Raw genomic sequence first — 20,379 nt, 5'->3', positions numbered from 1 at the left:
AAGTAGCACTTTGAAACCCGGAATTCATAAATATGTATGAATTAAATACATTTTTAGTTCCTTTTTTATATATTTTATATATTTTTCTAGAACCCAACAAAATAGAGTCGTAAGTCTAGAAAATTTGTGATATATTAGCTCACCAAAAAAAGGAATCTCCAAGATGTGATCGGAGATTCCTTTTTAAAACTATCGGTCCCCACGATCAAACAGCAGTGGAGTACACACGGTATCTGTCCATGGTACCGGACTGAGCGTTCTTTGCGAGGGAGGATAAGGAATGGACAGATTCGCCTATCCCAAACGCTTGAACCTATGCAAATAGGTTTGAAGGTCTTCCAAACCTGTTTGCCTGGCTAGCGCCGAGCGAGTCCCTTCCAAGATTGGAAGGGGTTGGGGATGGTTGGGTTACTTCCAGAATTGCCACCATCGTTTCTTTTTTTGCTTCTTTTGTTTAGAATCTAATACTTCCCGTAGTGTTTGCAACAACAATTCATCTCGTTTTTTTATGCTTTCATCGACATATTTCCGCAATTCCTCCATTTCTTTCCTGATCCTTGCTATCTCATCTACTGTGTCAATTGGTGAAGAGGTGTCCTGAGGTTGTTTAATTTGTTTGTTTTGATTGTCCACGTTGTCCATTGTGTCCTCACTATTGTTTGAACTGTTTACAACGTTGTGATGGACGTTTACAACGTTGTAAACACATTCAGGAATTGTCCCAAAACCTTGTTCATGTAATTCCATCATTTGTTTAAATAGCTCTACATCACGGGTTGAATACAATATTCGGCCATTCTTTTTCTGAAATGTATGGCCCAAACGTCTGAAATGCGCCGTGTATGTCCGCAATGTGCTTGGAGGTATGTTTAGCTTGTTTACAACGTCCGAACTGTTTAATGGACGTTGTGGACGTTGTAATGAGATTACTTGACTCATACAATCAACTCCTAATTAAAGTTTTAAAGATTAAGTGAGTTGCTGTAGCAATTCTAGGAAATTTATAAAAACCCTTGTGCTTCCCTAAAACAAGTCAAGCTTCCCTAAAGATTGCGAACAAATTTGCAAGGCCCTACAAAGCCTTACAAAGCTCTACAAAGTGTGATTACATTTAACAATTACTTGAAATTATTTTTGCAAATATACGTTTTTTTATCTCGCATTCAGCAATATGATCTATATTTCCATGTCGAACCCATTCACTAATTATCTCTTTAACTAGACTACTTACAATGAATTCTAAAGGTTGTTTAGTAACACAGTAATAGTCACCAAACACTTCCTTTGATTTAATTTGAAAATCTTTCAAATTAATTTCTTGATAATTTATTTGGATATCAGAGGATACAGGGGGAAGAATTTCTTCTGGTAAAGTACATAACAATCGTTCATGATCATATTCAGCAACAAATACTCCTTTTTTCTTATACAACTCTTTATATTGAATAGGGTTGATATCTTCGTGTGATAATAATACTCTACTTGATCCACCATCATGAGCTTCAAAGTAGGTCATGCCATAATATATAAAATCATAAACTGTAAGATTGCTTAAGCGTTTTTTATAACCATAAAAATAGGTCTCCTCTGTTTTATAAGGGATATTGTATTGTTTTAAGTACTTTTCTGTACAAAATTTAAATCCATATCGATTTTCATATAACCCAGGTATATCTGTGGCCTCTACATAAAATGTTGCATAATCACCATGTATTTCATATTCACTAAATAAATCACTGTACATAACTGTAGGCTCCTTATTTTTCATATTTATAAATTCAAATAGTGGTTTGATAAAAGCCTTATTTAATTAATAGTTCATTTTTAATGTATAAATTCAAATTTAAGTATAATAAGCAATTTTTTATATAAAAGTAAAACATATAAAAATATAAAGTACAAATACTATATAGAGGAATTTCAAACTCCCCAAGCCCTTAGAGCCTTAAGGGCTTGGGGAGTTGTCTGAAAACTTGAATCGAAATATTAACTTATCCATAAATGCAGCTACATATTATTCAGTTCTAAACAAGTATTAAAATAATTTACTAAGTTTTACACAATATAGTTATTAAATTACTAACAATTTCACAAGTATTCTGACGTAACTCGATGTATAAAAACATAAAAAACAGTAGGGAGAGGGAAATTTGAACCTACTGTTTTGAGATTTGTAAAGTAATAGAAGGACTGTCTATTAAATTTCAACATAACAAATAGCCCTGTCCTTATTGATTTTTTTGAACAAGGCTCATAATCTATTCATTTTTAAAATTTAAGTAAGTCTGAATGCATCAGGTACATCAATATCATGAGAAATGAGTTCCAGTACAAGTGCATGACGCGTATCATCGTCTAAATATCGTTCCGCCCATGGAATAAACGATTCACGCAGTTTTGCTCGGATCATGCCACCAATTGATTTTATTTTTTCTCCAAGTACTAAGAAACTTTCACATTGATCCATTGCATAACTCATGGTATAAGTCATAAAATTATCACGAAGTTGTTTGTTTTTAATATATGTAGCGATTCGTGATACTTCTCCTTTATAAGAAACAACAATGTCTTTACGATCTTTATTGGTTAATGCTATGCCAATGGATTCAAGACGGGCTGTTGCTTCTTTACGCATTTTAGCTTCAGTTTGCTTAATTTCAGCTCGGTCATTTTCAATAACACATGTGGGATTCATGCTAACCGTAAATTGAGTGATAACGATTTGTTGAATTTTTTCACGTATACGAGCTATGCGTCCTTTACGTGGGTTCCGAACCTTTTGTATAGCAGCATCAAATTTAAAAATTGGCGAGATAACTTTTAGGTAGTTACGTACCTTTTTCGCATTGCGTCCTAAACGTTCTTTTAAGCCGTCCATGTTGCGAGGTAACGTGTATTTTTCAATGGAATCTTTACTCTTAAATTTAAGTTCACGAGTGAAATTATTACATAGATTTAAAAGTTCAATGATACCTTTGCTGTCACGATGGGAAACTAACTCTTTTAAAATAGAAGTCTCTAACAATAAGTTAGGGATTCGAAAATATGAAAGTTTTCCATCATTATCTTTTGTTTCTTTTGCTGTCCGATTTAATCTTGCATAGTTGCAAATTTCATACACTGGAATTTTTCCGTTAATAAAAATTTCTCTAACAAGTCCAGAATGAAGTAAAGCTTGGAAACCTGTATGAATAGTTGTATAGGGGATATCGGATTCATTCGCGACAGTAGATAGTTTGAAATCGCGAGGAAGTCGCCCTAAATCATTTACCTTATAGTGAAGTAAAATGTAAGTGGCTAATGCTGATGAAGGCAAAGCATATTCTCCAAGCTCGTTATTTTTGATTAAATATATACGAAGCTCATCAAAAAACTTTGGCCCATGCATGAGGTATTTTGATGTTTTATTTTTTTTGCTAAATTTCATGTTTGTTTTGAAAGTTTTTGTTTCCAATTGAATATCGCTAGTAAAATCACTAGCAGTTAGGGTTTCAAAACTAGTTACCATAGAAAAAACCTCCTATTTTTCCCACCGCAAATAATCAGGAAAAACAGAGGTTTTATATTCACATTGTATATGCATTATGATATAATTTTAATATCAAGTATGATACTAAAGAAAAACACATATATTTATAGTGTGAATTTAAAACCCTATCTTAGGAGTTTTTAATTGGTTCCGGTCGCCAAACTAGAAGCCAATTAAAAACTGGGCGGTGGGGTTTTATTTTTTGTTCTTAGTTGGTAAAAATTTCTAAAAACTTGTGTATCTTGAATAAGTTATTTTTATTTTACAATTCTATCTAAATAATATCAACACCATAAGTTCATATTTAAAGATTAGGTGCAAAAATAAGAGGATTTTCCTCCTTTTTTTTTCGTTAAATATAAAGAAAATTCAGAAATTATTTGAGAAAACACTTGTTCCTGGGTGTTGTGGTATAATTTTCTTACTTATACGTACGTTTCTGAATATTCGCGAAAAAAGACGAGGTGAAAATATATGAAGAAATTAGCTAAAGAAATTGATAATCATTTATCCTCTAAAAATAAGACGTACACTGACCTTGCAAAAGAAATTGGAGTTGCTAAATCTACAATTTCTAATTGGATAAATAAAGATAAGGAAATATCTGTATATACTTTTTCGAAAATTGCTTATGTCATTTTTGAAAATGACAAGGAAAAACAAGAGCAAAAGATAATTGAGTATTTAGGTACTTTAGAAGATAGATTAAATATAAATGTGAGGGTTGCATTTGCACTTGCTCATTTAAATGATCACTTGGTATTAATGGAATATCTTTATGAAGTATGTAAAAACAGCAAGGATTTTGAAATGAGACGGTTTGCGGATGTTTTTAATTTATATATTGATCGTTTGAACGGGAAAAATGTCAGAGAAGTGTATTTGGGTATCCAAAAAGCTAGAAATTCAAATGCTGATGTAGAGATTTTTTGTGATATACTGAGTATGTTAATCCTTTGTGACTTAGGTGATTTTGGGTTAATGGAAGGTTATAAGTCGAGGGTCGAGAATAATATAATGGATGATAAATTAGTAACCAATAATTACTTGAAAAGTTTATACGAATTTTGGATGAAAGAGCTATGGAGCTATTCAATACTAAGGAAAGATAATGCTTTAGAATTTGAAAGGGAAAATAGAGAATTAAGAACACATAAAGACATAAATTTCTTTCCTGTTATGGAAGCTTTGTTGAATATTAGGAGTGGAGAAAACCTTATGTTTTCTGATTATAAAAAATCTTTATTTTTCTTTCAGGAAGCATTAAATGTATTGAAAGGTGCTAAAGGTAGTTTAAAATATGATATAGCTCAAAATGATATTAACTTCATTAGAATCTTTTGGTGGAAAGATCTAGATAAAATAGATTTTGATAAATTACATCCGGCTGAGTATGCTTTATTTTTAATTAAAAAAGGAAAATTCCAACAAGCAATAAATATACTAGAAGGAATCAGATTAAAAAAGAAAATGTTAACTCCACTTCAAACGTGTTATCTGGGAATGGCTAAAAAGGATATACATTTAATTAAGCAATCTATTGATATGTTTAAAGCTAATAATGACTTTTTGTATGTGAAATTCGCTGAGTTAATATATAATGAATATACAGAAAATATAATATAGTTGTCAAGGGATGGTGAGAAAAAGGTGAAAAAGTTATATGTATTAATAGTAGCCGCTATACTGTTAGTAACCTTAGTGAATAGTTCACTTGGTAAAATGGAAACACAACAGTACTCCCAACAAGCTGAAAATTCCGGGAATCAGTATACGCTGTATAGAATGATGGTTGATCCCGGTGGTGGTGGATGATTTTACCAATAATACTAAAAATTGTATTTTTACAAAAGACATCGTTTTGAACGGTGTCTTTTGTGATTTTATAAACTGTTTTATAAATCCTAACATAGGGAATTGCGAAACTTTTGTGTTACTTTTCACAATATAAAAATAAAAAAATGGAGGGGCAAACATGGGAAGAATGGGATTAAGTGAAAATGAGTTAGTGGAGATTGTAAAAACGATTGATTTACAAACCTTTAGTGAAATAGTGGAGTTATGTGCGAGTTATGAGCAAGAAGAATAGGAGAGTCTCTGGAATGAGGTTCTCCTATTCTTCTTGTTCAACTTGTGTTTTTAATTGGCTGGCATACTTTAATAATTCTTCCTCAATACGAGGTTTATGTTTATCTGGTACACTCATGTATCTTTCATAGAGAAGTCTGGCTAAACGTTCAACAGGATCTTCTCCTTTAATACTTTTTAACAGATCTTCATCAGGAATTTCATTTTTTAATAAAGAAGGGACACTGACATTTAAATAACTAGCAATTTCCTCTAATTTATTCAAACGTGGTTTTTTTTCTCCAGTTTCCCAACTAGATACAGTTCTATATGTAGTATTTAAATCTTCAGCCATTTCTTTTCGGCTTACTCCTTTTATAGCTCTTAATTTTTTTATATTTTTCCCTACAACGTTTTCATCGATTGTCATTTTAATTATCACTCCAATTTCGCAATTTTAGCACAGTAAAATAAGGTTTTTCAAAAAATACACTAAAAGTGTTAAAAATATGAACTTTAAGTGTTGACTTTCGGCTCAAAGCCGAATAGAATGTAATTAAGGCAAGGGGGTGAAAAAATTGAAAGCGTCTCAAGAATGTAAAACAATGATACGTGAATACAGAGAATCAAAGGATCTTACAATTAAGGAACTTTCGAAAAACGTTAAGATTCCAGTCGGTACTTTATATGATGTAGAAACTGGAAGGAGAAGTCTAAAAGCCAATAAGGCAAAAAAAATGGCGGACTTCCTTGGAGTACCAATTGAAAATTTATTTAAACCAACTTACTATTGTGCATTACCCATCGCAGAATAATAACTACCTCATGTTATTCATTACAACTATGTAATTAATATTCCTTCTAATGTATTGTAAATTAAATTCGGCTAAAAGACTAAATAATAATCACTTAAAGTGTAACATTCTAATTGTATAACAAATAAATTCAGAATGTTCTGTTCTTTGACAATTGAAAAAGGGAGATGTTGAAATGCAAGTTTCGCGATACTTTCGACCACTATTGATCTTAGCAAGTATCATGCTAATGATTACGAGTTTTTTATTTCCATTAGGAAAAGCAAGTGCTGAAGTTATTAACCGTGAAAAGTATCAATTGGATTGGAGTTATTCAGCGCAATATGGAAAAGACATTCGTACAGAACTTTTAAAAAATGCAAGCGGTCAAATTGCTTATTGTTTAACATATGGCTTACATTCACCTAATGGGCAGGATTTACCTGAAAAGGGGAAAACCGATGATATCGTTTATCGTGTCTTACTAAATGGATATCCTCAAAAAAGCCCAGAACAATTAGGAGTTTCAAATTGGCAAGAAGCGCATTATAGCACGCAATTAGCAATTTGGAATGCGTTGGGTCAATTATCAATATCAGAATTAAAGCATCATAATGCTAATGTAGAGAAAGCGGCAAAAGCAATTATCTACGCAGCGGATCACAGTCAAGATACACAAGATATTACGATGAATGTAATTCCGGCAGAACAACAAAAAGCTACATTAAAAGGAGATTTCTTTGAAACTAACTTATATGTAGTTGAAAGTAATGCGAAAAACGGCTCATTTAAAGTTCAAACAAACAATGCGCCTTCAGGCGTCAAAATCGTTAACGAAAATGGAGAAGCTAAAGATCAGTTTGGTTTAGGGGAAAAGTTTCGCATTTTGATTCCAAAAAATACTAAAACTGGTAAATTTAGTTTAAAAGTTACTTCTAATTTAAATAAGTTACAAGCAATCGCATATAAAGGTACAGAAACAATTCAAGATGCAACGGTTCTATTAGAACGAAATGAAGAAAAAGTAAGTGCTGATTTAGCTGTTAATTGGGAAGCTTTAGGCTCTTTACAAGTGAAAAAAGTAGGAGACAACAATGAAGCTTTAAAAGGTGCTGTATTTGAAGTTTTCAATGCAAATAATGAATCTGTAGGAACAATTACAACTGGCGAGGACGGAACAGCAGCATTATCTAATCTTGCAATTGGTACTTATATTGTGAAAGAAGTAAAAGCACCAGAAGGTCATGTGTTAAATCCGAATCCTCAAACTATAGAAATTAAAACAGGTGAAACAGCAACAATTCAATTAAAAAACGAAACTGTAAAAGGAAACATCGAAATAAAGAAAGTGAGCGATAGTGGAAAAGTTCTTACAGGTGTTGAATTTACAGTATTTAAAGAAGATGGTAAGGCAGTTACAAAAGTAGTAACTGATAAAAATGGAATTGCTAAAGTGAGTGGCCTTACGTATGGAAAGTATTATTTCCAAGAAAGTAAGGGATTAGATGGTTATTTACTAAATAAAACAAAATATCCATTCGAAATTAAAGAGCATAATAAAACACTTACTTTTGAAGTGCAGAATCAGCAAGTGAAAGGAAATGTACAGCTTTTAAAAGTAGACCAGGATGGTGAAAAGAAACTTGAAGGTGCCGTATTTATCCTTGCAGATGAAAAAGGAAAACAAATCAGTGAACATAAAACGGATAAAAACGGTTTAATCAAAATTGATAACTTAACATTTGGAAAGTATCAGTTCATCGAAAAAGCTTCTCCAAATGGTTATATGCTTGTAAAAGAGCCAATTCCTTTTAGCATCACAGAGAATGGAAAGACAATTGAGTTAGTCGCAAAAAACAATCAAATTAAAGGATCGTTGGAAATCACAAAAGTGGATGTTGCGGATGGAAATAATAAGCTTCCAAATGCAGAGTTCACAATTTATAACGAGCAAGGTCAAGAAGTTGTAAAAGGTAAAACAAATGAAGAAGGAATTGCGAAATTCGAAAAATTACCTTATGGAAAATATACGTACAAGGAAACACTTGCACCAGAAGGCTACGTGATTAATGAAGAAACATTCTCTTTTGAAATTAAAGAAGACGGCCAGATCATTAAACATGTTGTAGAAGATAAAAAAATCGAAGGCATCTTGGAAATCACAAAAGTGGATGTTGCGGACGGAAATAATAAGCTTCCAAATGCAGAGTTCACAATTTATAACGAGCAAGGTCAAGAAGTTGTAAAAGGTAAAACGAATGAAGAAGGAATTGCGAAATTCGAGAAATTACCTTACGGAAAATATACGTACAAGGAAACATTTGCACCAGAAGGCTACTTGATTAATGAAGAAACATTCTCTTTTGAAATTAAGGAAGATGGAGAAATCATTAAACACACTGTACAAGATAAAAAGAAAGAAGTTCCACCAACACCAGAAACACCACAGCCAGAACAACCTACAAAACCACAACCAGAGAAACCACAACCAGAGCAGGTTATCGAAAAGCCTGTGCCGACACCAGAGAAACCACAACAAATTGAAAAACAACCAGAACAACCAAAAGAACAACCGAAAAAAGCAAAAGAAACACTTCCAACAACAGGTGGTAAACAAGAAAATCCAATATATGTGTGGATTGGAGTTGCCTGTATTGTTCTTGCAGGAGCGTTTTATGCACTGAGATTACGCAAAAAACATAACTAATTGAATTATCAGAAGCATAGACGACTAGAAAACTAGACCTTATAAATTATGGGAAGAGCGTAAAACGACTCTTCCCATCTAATCAAAGGGAGGAAATCAAATGAAATTATTTAAGCGTTTTAAACATTCCAAAAAGCAAGTTGCGTTCTGGGTGGCAATGTTTGCGTTATTAGTTCCGAGTGCAGCATCAGCAGAAGGAGCAATTGATCCACAAGCTGTTATTTCTAAGGTACTGACAGCGATTATTGGGGTCGGGGTCGGGATTGCTACAGCTTATTGTATAGCAAATGCTTTGTTCCTAATTATTAGCTATATGTCCAAAAAAGAATCACATGATCGCGCTGAATTAAAAGGGAAATTACAATATCTAGTTATCCTAGAAGGATTAGCTTTAACGATTGGCGGTATTATTTACTGGATTAAAGGCTTACTTGGATACTAATGTGGTGAGTTTCTATGAATGATTATAATTTAGAAGCCGCTATCAAACGAGTTTTAGGAAAAATTTTATTAGGGGATGAATCACGAAAAGGAAAAGAATTTTACATTCCAATGTTTATCGATTCAAAAACGCAAATGTGGGGCATGTATGTGACAGATTTGCGTTTCTTCTTACCTAGTATCTTGTTAGGAATATTACTCTTTTTTCTTGGAGCACCATGGTGGATACAGCTTCCTATAGATTTTATACTTCCTGTGCTTACCTTGGCTTTAGTTGTAATAAGGCCCATAAGACGAGATATACCGGCTTATGAACATATTAGATGGTATTTCAACTTTAGAAAAAGACAAAAGCGTTTTTATTATAGGAAGAAGGTGAAGTGAAGTGCTAAAGTTCATACAGAATTTTTTGGTGAATCGTCAAAAAGATAAAGAGAAAGAAAAGGAATTGAGCGCACAAGAATCACTTGCAGTAGAAGACATTCGAGATAATGTAATCATCACCAAGCATAAGAAACTTGTAATGGTATTTTGGGTAAGTGCTATTAACTTAGATTTAATGTCCATTGATGAACAAGCGTACGTATTTGAATCATTCGAAAATTTCCTCGCAGCACAAGAAGAAGACCTACAATTTGAAAATATCGCCCAACCTGTTAATTTACGAAATTATACTCACTTTTTGGTCGGAAAACATGAAAGTGAACCTAACCAGTTTAAAAAACGTTTACAAGCAAGTTACGCTCAATTCGCAAATGAGCAACAAGTTGTTAAAGATGTTGTTAAAAAAGAACATTATGTAGTCATCGACCAAAAAATAGAAGGGGATGACGAGATCTCATATCAAGAAGCCTTGCAAGAACTCCGTCAGCGAGGAAAAGAGATGCAAGATCAAATTATTTCTATGCTAGGTCAAGATATGAATTTAGAATGTCACATGCTCTCTAATGGTCAATTACTTGCATTGTTACAAATTTTCTATAACTACATTGATGCTGTGCATGATTCTTTACAAGATACTAAAGTTCCTCAAATTATCCGAGGGCAAGTAAAAGGGAAGGAGATGATGCAAGATGGCTATATTGAGTCTATTGGATAAGAAAAAGCAGAATAAGCAGACAAAGCCCCAAGAAGTTTTTCAGGAAAAAGAATTAGTGACATTTAAAGATTTACTTGCACCGGATGTTATCGATGAAAAAGAAGAATATATGCAGCTTGGGGGGAACTATTCATTAACAATCGGTATTAAAGATTATCCTAAACATGTTTTTGGAAATTGGATGTCCCAATTAAGAAGATTTAAGGGGAACCTTTCTATCTCGCTTCATGTAGAAAGAAAATCTAGTGAAGATATGGTTAAGCACTTAAACATAGCAATTCCTGAACTGGGTTCTCGTGCAGTAAATGCAGATGAAGTGAAAAAACGTGAATCACAGGCAGAAAAAAAGAATGCTGAACGCCTTTTAGATAAATTAATTGATAGTGATCGAGATGAAGTATTTGCAGTTTATTTGTATCTCCATATACAAGCACAAAGTTTGAAACAGCTTGAAAAACTAAAATCACAAGTCATGAGAGTTGTAAGGAGAGCAAAATTAAAAGGAACTGAAATGCGTCATCGTTCTCATGAAGCATTTCGTTCCACTTTACCTATTAAACAAAATGAAGTACCTGAAGTTACAAGAAGAGATATGGACGCTGAAGCTTTATCTAGTTTTTTCCCATTCGATGACTCTGAAATCTTTATGCAATCTGATACAGCCATTATTAAAGGAATTAATATAACAACAGGTAGTTTGGTTTTAGTGGATCACTTCAAGCTACTTAATCATAATGAATTTATCGCAGGGTTTAGTGGAACAGGAAAAACAACAGCCTTAACATCTGATATACTTCGTCATTGGAGTTTGGGAATTATTAACTACATTATTGACCCAGAGGGTGAATTCACTCCAATTGTAAAGGGTTTAGGTGGTACAGTTATCAAGCTTTCTAATATGTCTAAAACAGTCATTAACCCTTTAGAAATATTAAATGCAGAGATTACAGACAGTGAAGGGTTTGAAGATGAGAGTGAAGTTGAAACATTTATGGCTTCATTGTTGGCCCAGAAGATACAAAGATTGAAATTACTCTTCCGTACAATAAAGAAAGGATTATCCCAAGTAGAAGAAGCGTTATTAGAAAAACTATTGTTAAAAACATACGAGAATTGTCCGGCACATATTACGCATACAACAGACCTTAGAAATCTGAAATCAACAGATTTCCCTACTTTCACAGATATGTTTAAGGAAATAGAAAATCTTTCAGAAGAAGAAGCTCATATACTACGAGATTTCAAATTGATTTTTGAAACATACGTAACTGGTTCAAACTCTAATTTGTTTAATGGACACACAAATGTGGATTTAACAAATGACTTAATTTCATTCGATTTAAAGCATTTAGAAGATGGATCAGATTTAAAGAAAACAGCGATGTATAACGTAATTACATTCCTTTGGGATGAAATTACAAGAGATAAGAAGCGATTAAAACGATTAACAATTGATGAATGTCACGTGGTAGCAGATCCAGACGAACCGCTTTTGATGAAGTTCGTTTATCAAATCTATAAACGGATACGGAAATATAAAGGTGGTGCAACCGTAGCAACACAACAAATTGAAGATTATTTAAGTGCTAACGATGGAAAACGTAACTACGGTGCAGCCATTATTGAAAACTCATATACTAAGTTCATTTTAGGCTTGGAAGAACGTGGATTGCAAGATTTAGTTACAAAAGGTGGTATTCAATTATCATCAAAAGAGTTAGATATTTTGAGAAGAAAAACTCGTGCTAAAGGAATTTACTGTATTGGAACCAAGCGTGTGCATATGGAAGTCGTACAAACGCAAGAAGAAATGAGATTGTTTGATGAAGCGCGATATGAAAAGGTATACGGAAAGAATGCAAAAGTGATTCCGAATTACGATATTCAAGAATTGAAGCGTGGTGTTGGTTAATGGGTGCAGTCACAGTTATTCGCGTAGGTGGATTCCTTGCACGTAATTGGAAAAAACTCGTAGCTGTTATTCTAGGGTTCTTTGGGATTATATTCTTTGTCATTGCTGGTATTGGTGGACAGCAAAGCCCTTCCATCCCCTTTAGTGGGGATGGAAAAGGTGGTAAAGCAAATGTGTCACCTGAAGTTAGAAAATGGGAACCAGTAGTTCGACAATATGCACAAGAGTTTGGTGTGGCTGATTATGTTGAATTAATGCTCGCTCAAATGGATGCGGAATCAGGAGGACGAGGACTAGACCCAATGCAATCATCTGAGGGGCCATTTAACACAAAATATTGTAAAGACATGAATTGTATTACTGATCCTATATACAGTATTTGGGCAGGTGTTCAAGAATTTAGAGCAGCCTTAATTAAGGCTAAAGGTGATGCTAAATTAGCCCTTCAGGGCTATAATTTCGGGTCGGATTTTATAGATTATATTTTTGGAAAAGGCGGTGTATATAGCCAAGATTTAGCCATTGAGTACTCCAGAAGTAAAAGTTCAGGGATATATAGTTGTCAAGGAAGAGATCCCGGTAATTACCGCACTAAGGTTGGAGCTTGTTATGGCGATTTTCGCTATGTTGAAAAAATTCTATCCAAAATGACACCTGATCCCGCGAGTCAGGGGAATGTTGTTCTTGGAGGGGCAGGTGGCCAAATATTTGATGCAAACCAAGTGTATGGTAGCATGGCACAGTTCTTAGGTCAGGCGTACGTTTGGGGTGGGGCAACTCCACCAGGTTTTGATTGTAGCGGATTAATGCAGTGGAACTTTAGGCAAGTTGGAATTAAGCTTCCAAGGACGGCTGAAGAGCAATATTATGCTACAGCTCGTGTAAGTCCAGAACAACTGTTACCGGGGGATTTAGTCTTCTTTTCCGGAACTTATGTTGGAAAGACCGTAACACACGTTGGTATGTATATAGGTAATGGGAAGATGATTAATTCAAATGATTCAGGCGTGAAAATTGATGATGTATTTTCAGCATATTGGGCAAAACATTATTACGGTGGAGGACGGATTACACAATAGGAACATAAAAGTGTAGAAGGGAGGTTTCATATGAATCTATATGAAAATAACCATAAAAAAATATATTTTTATAAAATGATCAAAAACCTTTGCATACTTTTAGTTTTATATACTCTAGCCATAATCGATTATCCCTCATCATTTAAAGAAAACATCTTTTTTAATATCTTACTAATATTACTCCTTGTTAATAGTATAGTTTTTTTTATCAATTTTTTAAAAAATGCTTATCGGCACGCGATAGAAATTTCTAGGGAATAGATAAGAAAAGAAGGGAGATTCGGATGAATACATTTAAAAACGTTTTAATTGTTGTATTGCTTATTTCAACTGGTGTACTAAGCTATACAAACTTTAAAACTTCAACTCAATTGGAAAAAGCAAATAAAGAAGTCTCTAAATTAGACAACATGGTAACAAAGAAAAGAATTAATGATACTTCTCTTAGTAATGTGAATGAAGGGCAAGCAACGCTAGATGGCTTTGTAACAGCAGCCTTTGAATATTCATCAATAAAAGATGATCGTTATGAACGTGCAAAAGAATTTGGAACTGAGAATGGTATTAAATCAATGAATCCTTCCAGTACAAAAGAAGGGTTTCCAACTTTACCAAAAAACATTTTATATGAGTCTAAAGTGAAAGATAAGAAAATTTATTTTACACCAAGCAAAGATGGAAAGACAGGAAATGGATTGATTATATTTGATAACGAAATGAAAATAAATAATCAAAGTTCCTCTTCTAAAATCTTTTTAGAATGTAAACTAGTATATGACAAGAAACAACATAAATATTTAGTTGATGAAACAAATGTTGTTTCCCAATCGTCATCATACAAGGGGGAGTAAAAAATGAAAATTAACAAAGCAACACTATTTTTATGGGGAACGGTCGGAATTTTAACTGTAGCAATTACAATCGTCATGATATTTGGGAAAGAGGAAAAAACATCTAAAGTAACTCAAGTAAACCAAACTACAACTTCACAGCAACAAGCAACTCATCAAGAAAAACCTTCTACACAACAACCACAACAAAAACAACAAGATCCGAACACAAAAGACCTTGAAACGGCAGGTACAAAAACAGATGGAATTTCCAGTAATGAAAATGAGGAAATTGAAAAAGCAAAAAAAATTACATTAGACTTTTTTCACTTATTCAATGAGAAAAATTTAACGGGCCAAGAAGCTGAAAAACAGCACAATAGTTTACATGAAAAAATTAAGGAATTGTATTCTAAAGAAGCTCTAAAACAGTATTCACCGCAAGATATCGCTAAGTATTATGAAAATCTTAAAATATATTCTTTTGTCGGAAATGGCGAAAACTCAATGTTAGATTTAAAACTTAAAGATATCCAAATTCAAAAAGTAGTATTTAGCAAAGAAAACAACGCCTATGTAATTGGAATTCAAATAACAACAAAACAAAATGAAATGGTATTTTCTGTTGGATTACAAAAAGAGGATGGTTCATTGAAATTTATGCATGTACCAGATGCAAAGGTTGTGCAAATTAGATAAGGAGGATGATAAGTATGCCGAATCCAAAGGATATCTTTGACAAGGTAACTGACGCGACAACAGGTATAGTAGACAAAGCAAAAGAGGTAGGCGGTGCAGTAGTTGATACAGCGGGTAATGTAGCTAATGCAGTTTTACATCCTGTCGATACAGCCACAAATGCAGTAGTAGGGGCAGCAACTAAAAGCTTTACTGAACTGTTGACAGATATTACAAAAGGCGCCGGGGAATCAGTTTTAAAGTGGATTAATTGGTTTTTACTAGATCCACAGACTTATCAAAATCCCACTGTAGATACTGTGGTAGGCTTCTTTAAATGGCTGGCAGTATTTTTAGCAATAGCGTTTATGATATTTCATATCCTTCAAGGGATGATTCTGGTAAATGTAACAGGTGATCGAACATATGTGAAAGAAAAGATGGCATCACTTATTCAAGCGATGGTATTAATAGCAGTTCTTCCATGGGTTATTGAAAAGTTATTACAGCTGTGTGAAGGGATTTGTAAATACTTCACAAATAAAGGTATCGATTTTGAGAATAGCGCAATAGGGAAGTGGTTAACAACAGGTTCACCAGATTCAGAGTTAGCTAAAATAATGGGATTGAATCCAAGTAGTGCAGTCGCTTTTATCGCAATATTCTCACTAGCATTTGTAATTTTATTCCTTGTAATAGCATTTCAAGCTTTAAAACGTATGGGAGAGTTCACATTCTTAGTAGCAACTTCTCCGATTGCAGCAATTAGTTTAGTAAACAATGAAATGAATGCATTTCCGGTATGGTGGCGCGAAATGCTTGCAGTGGTATTTACACAAGTAATACAGGTCGTACTTCTTTATTTGATTGTAAATTGTTTTGCCACATTAAAACTTCAGTTTATAGCACTTGGAATGGGATTATGTTTAGTACTGATTTCAGGGCCAACATATTTGAGACAATTTTTATATAGCACAGGTTCAGGGAAAGCGATGATTGGTGCAGCCGGATCGATGGGGAAAGTTGCAATGGCGAAATTTATTTTAAAAGGGGGACGTTAAAATGGCTAAATCACAAATGTTTTTAGAGGGAACGATTGAATTTGAGGGAAGAGATGCGACGTACCGCATCCCTTCTCTAATGACAAAAGTTGAACAAGTAGCTGAACTCGCTCATATAAAGACAGAAAAGCCCTTATTTTTTCATTGTAAAGAAATCGAAATGGATAATCAATACATTACATTCAAATATCATGTTGATGAAGGATTCGTACCATTTGTACGTACAAAGAAACTAGGCGCGTTACCAAAACTTGCTTTAGTAGAGCAATTGTTAGAGATTCAGGGTTTAGAAAATAGTGAGTTTATTACTTTCGTAACACCAGAAAATTTATATGTTTCATCATCACAAGAAATTAAATTTCTATATCAAGGGATTTCTGGTTTGATGAATCCAATGCATGAACAACATTTGTATCTATATCATACGAAGTGTTTGATTGCATACTTGTACACAAAATATTCTTTCCAACAAATTAAGCAACAAGGATTTGGTAAAGCGCTTGAAGAAGCTTCAGATTTCCTTAGGAGCGTATTAGAAGCTAAATCATACAATGACATTCAAATTGCTGTTACACGAGAACGTGAAAGGTTACAAGAGTCTTATGTAGAGAAAATTGAAAAGAAGGGTTCGGAAAACTCATTACAAAAGAAATGGATGACAATCGGGGCGACATCCTTATGTGCAGTAGGAATCTTTTTTGGAAGTTTTCAATTAGGGTCAATGCTTCAAAAACCACATGTTGCTAAGGCAGAGCAGCAGCTAGATCAGACAGAGCACTTGTTGACAATGTATAGATATCAATACAAGCAAGATTATAAAAAGGTGATTCAAACGGCTTCAAAAATTAAAGATATGAGTAAAGAAGAAAAAGAATTGTTATATCAGGCGTATATGGGAACAAAAGATTATAAAAAAGCAATTGAACTAACTTCAGTTTCAAGAGTGCTTGAAGCACTCATTAAAAATAAAGATACTGAAGCAATTGCCCAACTGGATTCGAAGGATGTAACAGTACAGTTCGAACAAGCAAATTTGAAAAAAGATATGAATCGTGTTTTGGAATTAGAAAAAGATGTGAAGATGGATAACCGCAGATTAGGAATTGTTGCATATGCCCATTTTGTAAAAGGTGATTTCGGGAAAGCATTTGAGTTTGGAAAACAAGCGAAGAATAAAGATGTAATGATTGCTGTGAAAAATAAAGATATTGAAAAAATTAATAATGATCCTGGGAAGTCACCAGAACAGAAAGGGGCAGAAGTTGCACCGATTCAAGCTGATATTGAAAAGATTAAGAAAGGAGAAATCTAATGGCTAGACATTTTGTTGTAATCCTTTTAATTGGTTTTCTTTTATTGCTAGTGGATTCATGCTTGGCTGTAATATTTGCACTTGTTCCTACTACAATTCATGATCCGCAAAATTGGCTTACACATTTAACGGAATTGATACAAGACCCTATTAATTTAGTACAAATAGCATGGAAGCAGATGCCTTTTAAGGCGGCACAAGGATTTGTTCTTTTGTTAGGAATCTATATTTTCTTTAAAGCTAGAAGTGAAGGTGACGGTGAATATAAGATATCAAAAAATAAATCATATGGTTCCGCGAATTGGGCTACAACTAAACAGATATTTAATGTGAGATATTTTTCGAAGAAGATGAAAAAGAACATTTTTATGAATGATTTGAATCGTTCGTTTGAGTTAAAAAAACAGGTGGATGAGCATGAAAATCTGGTTCAACAGGGGGAGGTTGAACCAGATATGAAAATTGTTAAAAAGATAAAAGAAAAAGCTTTAGAATTTCAAGAAACTGAAAAGTTTTTATCTAAACGTATTCAAGAGGAAGCATTAGAAGTACCTGAAGAAGAAAGGAAAGATTTTGTAACCAGACAATTTAAGAATTTACCAAAACGTTATTTATATTATCGAAAAAATGGGAAAACAAACCGAATACCTTTACGTGATATAGAAGAAGAAACACTGGAATCTTATATTCCTATGTCTCCAGAATATGTTCGGGAATATTCTAATATGATCTTTGAGGAATTTACAGATAGGATGGGAAATGTTATTGCACATTTTGAAGATTCTCCTGTTATCCAACATCGAAATAGTAAACTGGGAAACTCAAATGTATTCGTTATAGGAGGTTCTGGTTCATATAAGACTCAAAGTGTAGTATACACAAATGTTATTCATGAAACACAAGCAAGTATGTTTGTAGCGGATGTAAAGGGCGAGGTCTTTGAAAATACATCTGTCATTAAAGAAAAGCAAGGGTATGAAGTGAAAGTTATTAACTTTATAGATATGTTTCTTTCAAATTGTTATAACCCATTGGATTATGTACGAAAAGAAACAGATGCAACTGTAGTTGCAAATAAAATAGTCGAAAGTAGAAATACCGGAGAGAAGAAAGATATTTGGTACCTTTCACAAGTGGCTTTGCTACGATCTTTAATTTTATATGTTGTAAATGATTTGCACCCATTGAAAAGAAATGTGGAAGGAATTATAGAGGTTTTGAGAAAGTTTGATTCTAAGATAGCGGAAGGAGAAGATGAAGCGGAGTTAGATCGTTTGTTTTTATCTCTTCCTTATGACCATCCGGCTAGAGTTTCTTATGAAATGGGGTATAAAAAATCAGAAGATAAGGTTCGTTCAGGTATTATTATTACACTCTTAACAACTCTTGCAGACTTTACGAGTGAAGCAGTTCGAAGATTTACAAGGAGAAGTGATTTCTTTTTAGGTGATTTAGGAAGAAAGAAAACAATTCTATATTTAATCCTTGATCCATTAGATAGTACTTGGAGTGGGCTAATAAACTTGTTTATCTCACAATTACATTCAGAATTGTTTCGTGTAGGAGATGAAAATGGTTCAAAATTATATATCCCTTTTAAAGAGGTACTTGATGAAGCGGCCAACTTAGGGAAATTACCTAACTTTGTGAATTATTTAAGCCTATGTCGTGGATATGGAATTTCAGCAATATTAATTGTTCAAAATTTATCTCAATTCGAAGAGTTATATGGGAAAAATGGATTGTATTCAATTCTAGGGGTATGTTCCACAAAAGTAATATTGAAAGCAGCAGAATATGAAACGGCTGAATATATTTCGAAAACATTAGGAGAAGCAACTGTTGAAAATGAATCTAGGTCAACAAATACAGGTAATCATGGTACAACGAGCAGTGTATCTATTCAAAATGTAAAACGAAGATTAATTGATCCGAATGAAATTAAAGGATTAGAAGAAAATCAAGTCTTGGTAAGTACTGATAATACACCGCCCTTTAAGGGAACAAAAGCATTTCAATTTGAGATTTATAAAGATAAAGAGGGAGAAATTATTAAGGGTAAACGGTACTTTAGAAAACGTGAGTTGTTCCCGATTAAACAAGATTTTGAATCAAAGGCAACCTTAGAAGCTAAAATACGTGAATTTGAAGAATTGCAAGCTAAAAAAGAAGCAGACTTACAGCATGAAGATGAGCAAGTACTAGAAGAAAACAAGCAACAAGAAATCGAAACAGAAGAGAAAGTGACAAAAGAGCAACAACAATTAGCGGTTGTTGAAAAGGCCCGTGCATTAATTCCTAAAATGGCAAAAGAAGTTGAAAAAGCTGAAAAGAAAAAAGTAAGTGATATAGGGATTTCTGAAGAAAAAGAAATGAAGCAACTTCCTCCAGAAAAGAAAAAACAAGCTGAAATAAAAGAAATCCAAGCATCGATTGGTAACAAACTAGATGATATTTTGAAAAAGGCAGCCGTTGGTGAAGCGGCAGCAACATCTAATATAGAAGTAGTCAAAAAAGATTCTGAAGCTGAAGAGTATGATGATGAAGAGCTTGAAGATATTACAGAATTTGAAGAAGAAATGAATGCTTTGACTTTCGAAGATTAGTAAGGAGAGATTAGCATAATAAATTTTGAAGATATCATAAATGTTCTTCTTGATTTTCTACCTGAAAAAGAACTTCATTGTGATCTTTGTCAACGTAAGCATCATTTGAAACGCAGGAAAATTCGAAGCTCTATGAAAAATCATAGTGGCCCGTATTGCCCATGGCGTGGAAATAAGAATGGTGGGAAAAAGGAGAAAAACTTCAAACCAGTATTTTCAAACTAATTGTATTTACTGATAAGGAATGAAAAAGAGGTGGATTCA

General features: G+C 33.5%; 17 protein-coding genes. 13 read left to right on the top strand and 4 right to left on the bottom strand.

Annotated features, from left to right (window positions below):
* Positions 1–408: 408 nt before the first annotated feature.
* From DJ93_RS29505 to DJ93_RS29495, 3 genes are all read right to left on the bottom strand, one after another.
* Positions 409–939: a MerR family transcriptional regulator gene (locus DJ93_RS29505; RefSeq protein WP_042985262.1), complete on the bottom strand. Its 531-nt coding sequence runs from the start codon at positions 937–939 to the stop codon at positions 409–411.
* A gap of 172 nt (positions 940–1,111) precedes the next feature.
* Positions 1,112–1,744 (bottom strand): hypothetical protein, encoded by a 633-nt coding sequence (locus DJ93_RS29500; RefSeq protein ID WP_042985261.1) that lies wholly within the window; start codon positions 1,742–1,744, stop codon positions 1,112–1,114.
* Positions 1,745–2,275: 531 nt separating this feature from the next.
* Positions 2,276–3,508 (bottom strand): hypothetical protein, encoded by a 1,233-nt coding sequence (locus tag DJ93_RS29495; RefSeq protein WP_042985259.1) that lies wholly within the window; start codon positions 3,506–3,508, stop codon positions 2,276–2,278.
* Between the two features lie 495 nt (positions 3,509–4,003).
* On the opposite strand from DJ93_RS29495, the gene DJ93_RS29490 reads away from it, so the two are divergent.
* Positions 4,004–5,155 carry an AimR family lysis-lysogeny pheromone receptor gene (locus DJ93_RS29490; protein ID WP_042985257.1) on the top strand — a complete coding sequence of 384 codons (1,152 nt, stop codon included), beginning with the start codon at positions 4,004–4,006 and terminating at the stop codon, positions 5,153–5,155.
* Between the two features lie 487 nt (positions 5,156–5,642).
* Here the strand turns inward: DJ93_RS29490 and DJ93_RS29485 are convergent, their stop codons facing one another.
* Positions 5,643–6,026 carry a helix-turn-helix domain-containing protein gene (locus DJ93_RS29485; protein ID WP_000150947.1) on the bottom strand — a complete coding sequence of 128 codons (384 nt, stop codon included), beginning with the start codon at positions 6,024–6,026 and terminating at the stop codon, positions 5,643–5,645.
* Between the two features lie 148 nt (positions 6,027–6,174).
* Between DJ93_RS29485 and DJ93_RS29480 the strand changes: the two genes are divergently transcribed.
* From DJ93_RS29480 to DJ93_RS29420, 12 genes are all read left to right on the top strand, one after another.
* Positions 6,175–6,411, top strand: a complete 237-nt coding sequence (locus tag DJ93_RS29480) for a helix-turn-helix domain-containing protein (RefSeq protein WP_042985255.1) — start codon at positions 6,175–6,177, stop codon at positions 6,409–6,411.
* A gap of 175 nt (positions 6,412–6,586) precedes the next feature.
* A complete protein-coding gene (locus DJ93_RS29475; RefSeq protein WP_042985254.1) occupies positions 6,587–9,097 on the top strand; it encodes a SpaA isopeptide-forming pilin-related protein in 2,511 nt (836 codons plus the stop codon).
* Positions 9,098–9,197: 100 nt separating this feature from the next.
* The gene (locus DJ93_RS29470) at positions 9,198–9,539 is read left to right on the top strand and encodes a TrbC/VirB2 family protein (RefSeq protein ID WP_002192128.1); all 342 of its coding nucleotides are present in this window, start codon (positions 9,198–9,200) and stop codon (positions 9,537–9,539) included.
* Positions 9,540–9,553: 14 nt separating this feature from the next.
* Entirely contained in the window at positions 9,554–9,922 is a 369-nt protein-coding gene (locus tag DJ93_RS29465; RefSeq protein WP_002170075.1) for a hypothetical protein, read from the top strand.
* Position 9,923: 1 nt separating this feature from the next.
* The gene (locus tag DJ93_RS29460; RefSeq protein ID WP_042985253.1) at positions 9,924–10,637 is read left to right on the top strand and encodes a hypothetical protein; all 714 of its coding nucleotides are present in this window, start codon (positions 9,924–9,926) and stop codon (positions 10,635–10,637) included.
* Positions 10,612–12,549, top strand: a complete 1,938-nt coding sequence (locus DJ93_RS29455; protein WP_042985252.1) for a VirB4 family type IV secretion system protein — start codon at positions 10,612–10,614, stop codon at positions 12,547–12,549. The genes DJ93_RS29460 and DJ93_RS29455 overlap by 26 nt, the downstream gene beginning before the upstream one ends.
* Entirely contained in the window at positions 12,549–13,628 is a 1,080-nt protein-coding gene (locus tag DJ93_RS29450; RefSeq protein ID WP_042985250.1) for a bifunctional lytic transglycosylase/C40 family peptidase, read from the top strand. Before DJ93_RS29455 ends, DJ93_RS29450 begins: the two co-directional genes overlap by 1 nt.
* Positions 13,629–13,912: 284 nt before the next feature.
* A complete protein-coding gene (locus DJ93_RS29440; protein WP_042985247.1) occupies positions 13,913–14,479 on the top strand; it encodes a hypothetical protein in 567 nt (188 codons plus the stop codon).
* 3 nt (positions 14,480–14,482) lie between these two features.
* Positions 14,483–15,157 (top strand): hypothetical protein, encoded by a 675-nt coding sequence (locus DJ93_RS29435; protein ID WP_042985244.1) that lies wholly within the window; start codon positions 14,483–14,485, stop codon positions 15,155–15,157.
* 14 nt (positions 15,158–15,171) lie between these two features.
* Positions 15,172–16,197, top strand: coding sequence for a conjugal transfer protein TrbL family protein (locus DJ93_RS29430; RefSeq protein ID WP_042985243.1), 1,026 nt, complete (start codon positions 15,172–15,174; stop codon positions 16,195–16,197).
* Position 16,198: 1 nt separating this feature from the next.
* Positions 16,199–17,509, top strand: a complete 1,311-nt coding sequence (locus tag DJ93_RS29425) for a type VII secretion protein EssB/YukC (protein ID WP_042985241.1) — start codon at positions 16,199–16,201, stop codon at positions 17,507–17,509.
* Complete coding sequence (locus DJ93_RS29420; RefSeq protein WP_042985240.1) at positions 17,509–20,115, top strand: VirD4-like conjugal transfer protein, CD1115 family; 2,607 nt, start codon at positions 17,509–17,511, stop codon at positions 20,113–20,115. Before DJ93_RS29425 ends, DJ93_RS29420 begins: the two co-directional genes overlap by 1 nt.
* Positions 20,116–20,379 lie beyond the last annotated feature (264 nt).

The sequence above is a fragment of the Bacillus clarus genome, assembly GCF_000746925.1.
In the GTDB taxonomy this organism is placed as follows: domain Bacteria; phylum Bacillota; class Bacilli; order Bacillales; family Bacillaceae_G; genus Bacillus_A; species Bacillus_A clarus.
This window is presented reverse-complemented; position numbering and strand designations above follow the sequence as displayed.